This is a genomic window from uncultured Thiocystis sp. (assembly GCF_903866365.1).
GTDB lineage: Bacteria > Pseudomonadota > Gammaproteobacteria > Chromatiales > Chromatiaceae > Chromatium.
In genome coordinates, this window is the sequence record NZ_CAIPNF010000018.1 from 1 (window position 1) to 8,774 (window position 8,774).

An 8,774-nucleotide genomic window follows, 5' to 3' on the forward strand; every position below is an offset into this window, starting at 1 on the left:
AATTCCGGACATGACTTTGCCAAGCGTCAAACCCCGTGGGAGCCCGCTGGCGGGCGACAGGCGCTTTCCTTACGGATTCCCGATCAGCACATAGATCGTGCTGTCGCCGGTCTCCGACAACCCGAGCCCCAGATAGGCCGGTCCGATCCAGGTATCCGAGCCGAAGAAAATGCTCCCGCCGAAACGGGTTGCCTCCGGGCTCAGGATCACATCCTCGCCCGTTCTCGTATTGTGGACGACGCCATCCGAAAGCCAGCCGCCCTCCAGCGAGGCGCCCAGATAGAGCCCGCGACCGATCGGCGGCGGCAGCGAGGCGATCTGGCGATAGTAGGCGAGCGCGCCGAAGGCCATGTCGTTGCCGCGGAACTGCTCATTGGCGAAGCCGGAGAGTTTGAGAAAGCCACCCAGCGGAAACTGGTCGTAATACGGCATGGTGGCGCCAAAGCTGCTCCCGGCCCGAAGTTTTGCGGCGATCGTATTGGCCCCGAAACTGTGGGCGGTGGCGGCGCTCAGCAGCGCGCGAGTGTAGTCGACATCCGACCCCAGCGCGGCGAGCGGACTCAGCGACTCCAGCGCGAGCCGGATGCCCGAGCGCGGCGCTCCGGCGCTGTCGAGCGTGTCGTAGACGATCCGCCCGCGCAGACCGGTATCGGTGATCCGATCCTCCGGAAGTTCGAGCGAACCGGTGTCCAGCGCGACCTCGGTTTGGCCGACATAGGGACCGACCCGCAACTCCACGCCCCGCAGCGTGGTACCAACATCCGCGCCGACCCGCACCCGTGTCACATCGTAGCGCGCCACCCGTTGATCTCCGACAAACACGCCGTAGGGACTCTGGCTGTAATCCAGGAAAGGCGCGACGAAGGCGGCGCGGTCGAGATCCAGCGGCTGGTAGAATTCGGTGTGAATACTGGGTGCATTGCCAAGCGTCAGCTCGGTGCTCCATTCGGCTCCAAGCTGGTTGACCCAGGTCTGGTCGTAGGTCGCGCGCAATCCGAAACGGCTGTCGCCCTGATTATCGGACGCCAGACCCAGCCCGAATCCCAGATAGCCCGGTCCCCACGCCTTCTCGACCGCATCGACGATGAGCAGATCGGCGCCGTCGCGCTGGGGCTCGAAGCGGTAGCTGATCCGCTCGAAGTCGCCGCGTCCGTAGACCTTCTGGATTTCGTCGTCCAGCCGCGCGCGGTCGAAGGGGCGATGCGACTGGTCCTCGATCAGACCCTCGAAGACGCCCGCGTTCACCCGCTCCAGACCCGCGATCCGGACCTCGCCCACGCGCTGCACTGGTTGGCCGGGGCCAAAACGCTCGCGCTTCCAGGCCGCGTACTCGGCCTCGCTCAGACGGTAGCGCGCCAGCCTGGGAGCGGCCTTGCGGGCCGCCGTCACGCCGGTGGCGATCGCCTCGGCGGCGCGCGCGAAATCGCCGGAGCCGATGTCGCCCAGGTCCGGGACGATCAGCACATCGCGCTTGGGATCGATCTGTTTGAGCGAGGCTTCCACGTTCTGCTCGGTCAGGATGGCGATCATCTGACCGGTGATGCCGAGAATGCTGCCAAGCTGCTCGCGCGGGAGAAACCCGGATCCCAGGTTGACCACGATGAGCGTATCGACACCCATCGAACGCGCCACGTCGACCGGCAGGTTGCGCACCAGTCCGCCGTCCACGTAGATGTGTCCGTCCCATTCCATGGGCGCGAACACGCCGGGCACCGCCATGCTGGCGCGCATGGCGACCGGCAGCGGACCCCGGTCGAAGACCACCATCTCGCCATTTTCCAGGTCGGTGGCGACGGCCCGAAACGGGATCGGCAGCGCATCGAAATTCGGAGCCGTTTCCACGCCCTTGACCAGATCGTTGAAGAATAACTGGACCTTCTGACCCGAGATGGCGCCCTTGGGCAGTCGCAGATTGCCGTCGCGCACCCCGATCGTGAAATTCCAGGTCGGGTTGAAGGACGTCTCCTTGCGCCGCGCCGGCCATGTCTCGCGCGGCGGGTTGTCGTCGAACAGCGCGCCCCAGTCCACCTGCGTCACCCGCCGTTCCAGCTCATCCGCTGGCACGCCCGCCGCATAGACCCCGCCCACCAACGAACCCATGCTGGTGCCCGCGATGGCATGGATAGGGATACGCAGCTCCTCCAGAACCTTAAGCACGCCGATATGCGCCGAGCCTTTCGCGCCGCCGCCGGCCAGCACCAGGCCGATGCGGGGACGCGACGGATCGCCGTTGGCGGCGACCAGCGCGCCCGTTGGAACCGTCAACGACAGTGCCACGAACAGGATGATAAAAAAAGCGAATAGCGTCCGTCTCATAGGTGTCTCGTCAGAATCCAGTGGACAAGGGGCATCGGCAGGCGGAAAACCTGTCTCGCGAAGACAGCGCCGCATCGGCATCGGCGCATCCTGCTCGAATCAGTCAAGAAGCGGGTTCGGAATTTGCTCGGGGTGCGGACCAGAGGGTGGAACGGAATCCGCATTCGTTTGCGGCGGGTCGACCACCAGATCAGGCGTGCGACGCTGCCTGCGGCGTCGCTTGGCGACCGCCGAGTCAGCGTCGGCATCGCTAAAAAAGACCCCCGCAAGAAAAGCGAAGTAAACCATGTTGGCGGGCATGTGCAGATTGTAGTCCACCAGTGAGTGGAGCAGCATGAGAAACAGACCGATCCCCGCACCGATCTGGACAAAGCGAAATTTCGACCAGATATCCCGCGTCCAGATCTTGCCCCACTGGAAAAAATACAGGCCAAGCAGGAACAGAATCAGGAGCGCGGCGAGGAGACCGCCCTCGAACAGCCACTGAAGATAGTCATTGTGCGCATAATTCACGAACCATGGGCCGAGTTCAACGGACTGAAAGGCAGGAAAAACGTCCGCATAGCTGCCTGGACCGCTGCCCAGCGGGAAAAACGCGCCGATCCCGTCGATGGTCGCCGAGAACATTGTCCAGCGGAGATCCTCCATGGGATCCAGTTCGGAAAACCGATCAAGCACCGGAGCCAAACCGATCACGACCCCGATCCCCAACGCGAAGGCAACGACAGTCCCCGCCGCTCCGTAGACATTGTCCCCGCCAATCCGCCGCGCAAACCCAAAGGTGACCAGCAGCACGCCCAGCATGACCAGCGCGACACCGGTACGCGAGCGGGTAAAAATCGCGCCAACGAGCAGAAGCAGCGCCAAGGCCGCGTAGATAAAGGCTTGGTGACCTTGCATGGAACTGAAGAAAGACACGCGACGGCGCCAACTTCGGGTCCGTTCGTGGTCCTCGCGTCCCATGGAATAGAAAAACAACCCAAGCGTCACCGGCAGCACCATTTCGAGGAGCCCTGCCAGATGATTACGATTGGTATAGGTCCCCACGGCACTGCCGAAGTGCGTGAAGTCCATCCCCAGATAGAGACCGCTTTCCTTGCCCGCGCCGAACTGCATCAAGCCAAGGATGGCCTCGCCCGCCGCGATACCGATGAGCAGTAAAACGAGCGTGAAAATGCGATTCGCATCCAATGATCGCGTGCCCAAAAACACCGCGACAGGCAACAACAGCGCGAGAAACGCGGCTTGAGTCTCCAGCGGCACGATCGACAGACGCATCGGGAAACCATCAAGGTCGAGCAGAGACAGCGAGACACGATAGAGCTCTCTCCCGGGGAGCAGATGGCCCACGGCGGCAGGTAGCGGAATCAGGTAGAGCAGCGGGATGATCAACAGCAGGCTCAATGCCAGCAGTTCACGCGGCGTCAGCATTGCGCGCGGGAACTTCCAGACCAGGATCGCCAAGATCGCAAGCGCGAGGAGTTCCAGAGCAAGGAGTGCGAGCGGGAGGTTCCCGGCACGAAACAAAGGTGCGAACAACAAAATCGCCGTCATCAGCGAAAGAATCGCCGCGTGAGCGGACACTCCCGAGCGGGCGCGCTCCGTTTTCAACGGCGCGCTGCGAGCTTTCCGGAGCGCTGGCTTGACGTCACGGTTCGCGGGAGGCGGAGCCTCTTGAACCAAAAACGCGACGAGCTCAGGCGTAGGATCTTCTAAAGGATGCTGCGATGTTGCCAATGGATCAACTCTTTGAACTCAAGCGATTTCCGGAAAAAATCATAAATAATTCAATTGGTTTTTTTGCTTTTTTGTCACTTTCCGCGCCACGGATTAAATGTTGGACGACCCAGGATTGTCCGTTCTTTCGAGCAAGGGCGTCCTGAGCGAAGTCGAGAAGGGGTTAACGTGAAGGGACGATCGGCATCGTCTTGCCCGAAACTCACTTGAGACGGCCATATGACCAATGTCCCAAAAGCCAGGGCGGAATGAGCGTACAAAACCAATGTGCCCGGCCCACCCCGCAGGGCGGCCTGTCGCAGATCGTGGGAAGCCAACAATGCAAGATGCTGTAACCGATTGCAATTTCACAACCCCATACCAAGCCACAGAGTTCTTGCTTGCCAGATTAAAGCAGGCGATGATGTTAGCGGATTCGAGAACACATTGCCAAGTGCCCGCCCTGGACATGCATCACCTCACACCATCCCGCTTCTTAGCACACACTTAATAATGATTAAAGCACTCAGGTTCATCCTTGCGGCATCGATTTGTTTAAGCCTGCTCGCCTGCTCAACGTCCAGAGCGCGCTCATCCGCCGTCGCCGCCCCACCCCAACCATCCCAGGACATCCAAGCAGCAGGCTCCATGCCCATGGTCCTCGGCCTTCCGCCCAACCCAGGGACGACCGGCATCTACCGCATCGGCCCACAGGATCTCCTCAAGGTCGAGGTATTTCGGGTGGACGAATTATCCAGCAAGGAGCGCGTCAGTCAGGATGGCTCCATCGTCATGCCGTTGATCGGTCCGGTGATGGTTGGCGGCCTGACGCCGAAGGAGGCGGAAGACCGGATCACCGAGATTTTGGGGAAGGATTATCTACAGGATCCGCAAGTCAATGTCTTCGTCGAGGAATATGCAAGCCAAAAAGTGACCGTCACAGGTTCTGTTAAATCACCTGGGGTCTTTCCCCTGACGGGTTACACTACGCTGCTGCAGGCGGTCGCCCTGGCTGGCGGGGTCGACGAGTTAGCGAATACCAAGGAAGTGATCCTTTTTAGGGGCCAACATGGCCCTGCGCAGGCCTACGTCATCAACCTCAAAATGATCCATGAAGGCGACCTTCAGGATCCGGTGGTCATCGGCGACGATCGCATCGTGATTCCTCAATCAGGCAGCGCCGCGCTGATCAAGAACGTCACGGGCACCATCCGCGGATTCGTGCGGCCAATCTAAACCGTGTCAACTCCAACGCCGACCGGCTGTCGCCAACCTGGCCGACCATTCGAAACGACGCATGTCACTCTGAACGCGGTGTACCATTGATCCGAGGCTGAAGCATTAGGATGACAAACGAAAGCAACGCGGAAGGCGCGATCCCGCCGAACTACCAGCTAGAACTCGCCACGCAACGCAAGGAGCTTCAGCGCCTGAGCGGGATGCTCCAGGCAGCCAGGGCGGAGCCGGAGGACGAGGATGTCATCGATCTGCGCGAGATCTGGAATCTGCTCGTGCGCCGCCGCTGGACCATTGTCACCACGCTGGTTGTGGCGATGATCGTCGCCCTCCTTTACAGCTTTCTGGCGACCCCGATTTACCGCGCTACGCTCCTGCTCCAGATTGAACGCGAAGACAACAAAGTAGTTGAATATCAAAGCGTCACCCCATCGGAGGCCATGGACTCGTCGCAAGATTTCTATCAAACGCAATACGAATTGCTGCAAAGTCGCAGCCTTGCGCGACGGATTATCGACCAGCTCGGGCTGGAATCCTCGCCAAGCTTCGTCGGCGAGAAAAAAGACTCTTTTCTCTCCGGTCTGGCCCAGACCGCGACCGGCTGGATGTCCAGCGACACCGCACCGGTTGAGGAAAAAGCGCCCGACCTGGAGACGCTTTTCCTGAGCAATCTGACCGTCGCGCCGCTCAAGAACTCCCGGCTCGTGCGCGTGAATTACGACAGTCCCGACCCGCAGGAAGCGGCGGAGATCGCGAATGCCGTGGCCAGCAACTTCGTCAACACCAGCCTGGAGCGACGCTTTGAGGCAACCTCCTATGCCAAAACCTTCCTCGCAGAGCAGATCCAGCAAATCCGGGCCAATCTTGAAGACTCGGAGCGGCGGCTACTGACCTACGCGCGTGAACGCGAGATCGTCAACCTGGACGACCGGGTCGCGATTTACCTGAAAAAACTCAACGAAATGAGTTCCGAGTTAATCAAGGCGGAAGCGGAGCGGATCAAGGCCGAAGCGGAGTATCAGGGGCTCCTGGACAACGGCGCATTCAACACCGGGGCCGTGATCGACAGCCCCCTGATCCAGAAGCTCAAGGAACGCAAGGCGGAGCTGGAGACGCGCTATCAGGAACAGCTCAAGCTGTTCAAACCCGGCTACCCCTCCATGCAGGAACTCCAGCGCCAGATCGCGGAGGCCAGCCAGCAGATCCACACGGAGTCGGCGGCGATCGCCGGATCGGTGAAAAGCATCTTCGAGGCCAAGGTCAGACAGGAAGCCAAGCTCACCCAGCGGACCAGCGAGATCAAGCAGGAGATCCTCGATCTGCAGGATCGCAGCACCGACTACCAGACCCTCAAACGAGAGGTCGACACGAATCGCGAACTCTACGACGGCCTCCTCCAGCGCATGAAGGAAGTCGGGGTGGTCGCGGGGATCGGCTCCAACAATATCGCCGTCGTTGACGTCGCGGAAACGCCGCAAAAGAAATACAAGCCCTCAACCAAACTGAATCTCGCCATCGCCATCGCCCTCGGCCTGTTCGGCGGCGCGCTGCTTGCGTTCCTGTTCGAGACGCTCGACGACACGATCAAAACCAGCGCCGACGTGGAAAAGCGGATCGGCGCGCCGGTGCTTGGGATCATCCCGTACATCCAGCCACAGACACAGAAAAGCGCGGCCAACGACATCGCGCTGCTCGCGCACAAAGACCCCAAAAGTCCGTTGTCGGAAGCCTTCCGTTCGCTCCGAACGTCGCTGGTCTTCTCCACCGCCGAGGGCGCGCCCAAAATCATCCACATCACCAGCTCCAGCCCAGGCGAAGGCAAAACGACCGTCGCCACCAGCACCGCCATCACCTTCGCCCAAACGGGGAGCAAGGTACTCCTGATCGACGGCGACTTACGCAATCCGTCCGTACACAAGATATTCACGCTACCGAACTCCAGCGGGCTGACGAATTATCTTGCGGGCAATACCAAGGCGGCGGAAATCGCCCAGCCGACACAAGTCAAGGGCCTCTTCGTCATGACCAGCGGCCCCTTGCCACCGAATCCGGTTGAGTTACTCTCCAGCGCCAAGATGCTCGACCTCGTCCGAATCACCGCCGAACGTTTCGACTATGTGATCATCGACAGCCCGCCGATTATCGGCCTCGCCGACGCCCTCGTGCTCGCCAGTCTCGCCAGGGCAACCATCTTCACCGTCGACGCCGGCGTCACGCGGATCGGCGCGCTCGATGGCTCCATCAAGCGACTGCGCGACGCAAACGTCAATCTGCTCGGCGCCGTTCTGACAAAATTCGGCAAGGCCGGCACTGGCTATGGCTATGGCTATGGCTATGGCTACAGCTATGATTACCACTACACCTACAACTATGGAGCCAAAGACAATCCGGCGGTCCAACTGCCGCTGGAAACGGCCTCTTGATGGCTCACTCCAATGGCGCCAGAACTTCTCATCCTTGCACTCGATTTTTATCGGCATCCGCTGCGCTATCGGCATCTGACCGAGCCGAGGCAACCTCTCCCGGACGTATTCGACAGCCTGCTGAGCGATTTCGCGGCCGCCCTCTCGCCCCAAAACATCGAGTCCGTGGCGCTCAAGCTCGGTCAGACACCCGCCGACATCGAGAAGGCCGCCCGGTTCTTCATCCGACAGGTTCTGGTGGTTCCGGAGGCGGACCATTACCGTCTCCTTGGACTTTCCCGGCACGCATCCGAAGCAACCGTGCGCCTGCACTATCAACTGCTGGTTCGCCTGTTTCATCCGGACCGTCCCACGGCTGAAGCAGAGCTTGACAGCACCTTCACCGCCCGAATCAATGACGCTTACAGCACCTTACGCGGCGCGGAGACGCGGCGGCTATACGATGAGCAATTAGCCACCCTCGCGGTAACGACCTACCCGCCAACTGACGTTCGCACGTTTTTTCTGCCCACCAAATCGATCTTCGCGTCATCATCCCACGACAGCCGATCAACAAATGCCGCGTCGAAGCGATGGCAAGTTGTTTCCGCTGGATTGCTGATCGGGTTTGGCCTGATGGTTAGCGTGTTTGTTGTGCGGTTACGGATCGACACGACCCCTGTCATGCCCCCCTCCCTCGATGCAAACCGAGGGATACAGCCGAAACCGAATCACCTGGATCAGGATACGGGCGCTCGCGAAGCGCAACTCGCCGAGGTCCAGCCTGCCGAAATTCAGCGCATCGAAGCGCAACCTGCCGAGGCGAAACACATCGAAGCGCCGCGCACAGAGACGCAACGCGCCGAAGCTCAGCGGATCGACGCGCAACGCGCCGAGACCCAGCGTATCGAAGCGCAACGGATCGAAACGCAACGTGCCGAGGCGCAGCGTGCCGAAGCGCAACGGAACGAAACGCAGCGCGCCGAGGCCCAGCGCATCGAAGCGCAACGCGCCGAGACCCAGCGTGTCGAAGCGCAACGGATCGAAACGCAACGCGCCGAGGCGCAACGCGTCGAAGCCCAACGTGCGGAGGCGCAACGGATC

5 protein-coding genes are annotated in these 8,774 nt (G+C 60.8%); 3 read left to right on the forward strand and 2 right to left on the reverse strand.

The annotated features are described in order from the left end of the window. Nucleotides 1–69: 69 nt before the first annotated feature. A complete protein-coding gene (locus QZY07_RS00810) occupies nucleotides 70–2,316 on the reverse strand; it encodes a patatin-like phospholipase family protein (RefSeq protein WP_295399024.1) in 2,247 nt (748 codons plus the stop codon). A gap of 99 nt (nucleotides 2,317–2,415) precedes the next feature. Beyond that, nucleotides 2,416–3,855, reverse strand: coding sequence for an O-antigen ligase family protein (locus QZY07_RS00815; protein WP_295399026.1), 1,440 nt, complete (start codon nucleotides 3,853–3,855; stop codon nucleotides 2,416–2,418). An 825-nt stretch (nucleotides 3,856–4,680) separates the two neighbouring features. On the opposite strand from QZY07_RS00815, the gene QZY07_RS00820 reads away from it, so the two are divergent. The 3 genes from QZY07_RS00820 to QZY07_RS00830 form a co-directional block, all read left to right on the forward strand. Beyond that, complete coding sequence (locus QZY07_RS00820; protein ID WP_295399028.1) at nucleotides 4,681–5,268, forward strand: polysaccharide biosynthesis/export family protein; 588 nt, start codon at nucleotides 4,681–4,683, stop codon at nucleotides 5,266–5,268. 110 nt (nucleotides 5,269–5,378) lie between these two features. Continuing rightward, nucleotides 5,379–7,691, forward strand: coding sequence for a polysaccharide biosynthesis tyrosine autokinase (locus QZY07_RS00825; protein ID WP_295399030.1), 2,313 nt, complete (start codon nucleotides 5,379–5,381; stop codon nucleotides 7,689–7,691). A 165-nt stretch (nucleotides 7,692–7,856) separates the two neighbouring features. Then, nucleotides 7,857–8,774, forward strand: a 918-nt coding sequence (locus QZY07_RS00830) for a DnaJ domain-containing protein (protein WP_295399032.1), incomplete at its 3' end; no start/stop codon positions are given.

What these genes read in the sequence shown, in the direction of transcription:
- QZY07_RS00825 (WP_295399030.1), top strand. Translation starts at nt 5,379, where the DNA reads ATGACAAACGAAAGCAACGCGGAAGGCGCGATCCCGCCGAACTACCAG.
- QZY07_RS00810 (WP_295399024.1), bottom strand. Translation starts at nt 2,316, where the DNA reads ATGAGACGGACGCTATTCGCTTTTTTTATCATCCTGTTCGTGGCACTG.
- QZY07_RS00820 (WP_295399028.1), top strand. Translation starts at nt 4,681, where the DNA reads ATGCCCATGGTCCTCGGCCTTCCGCCCAACCCAGGGACGACCGGCATC.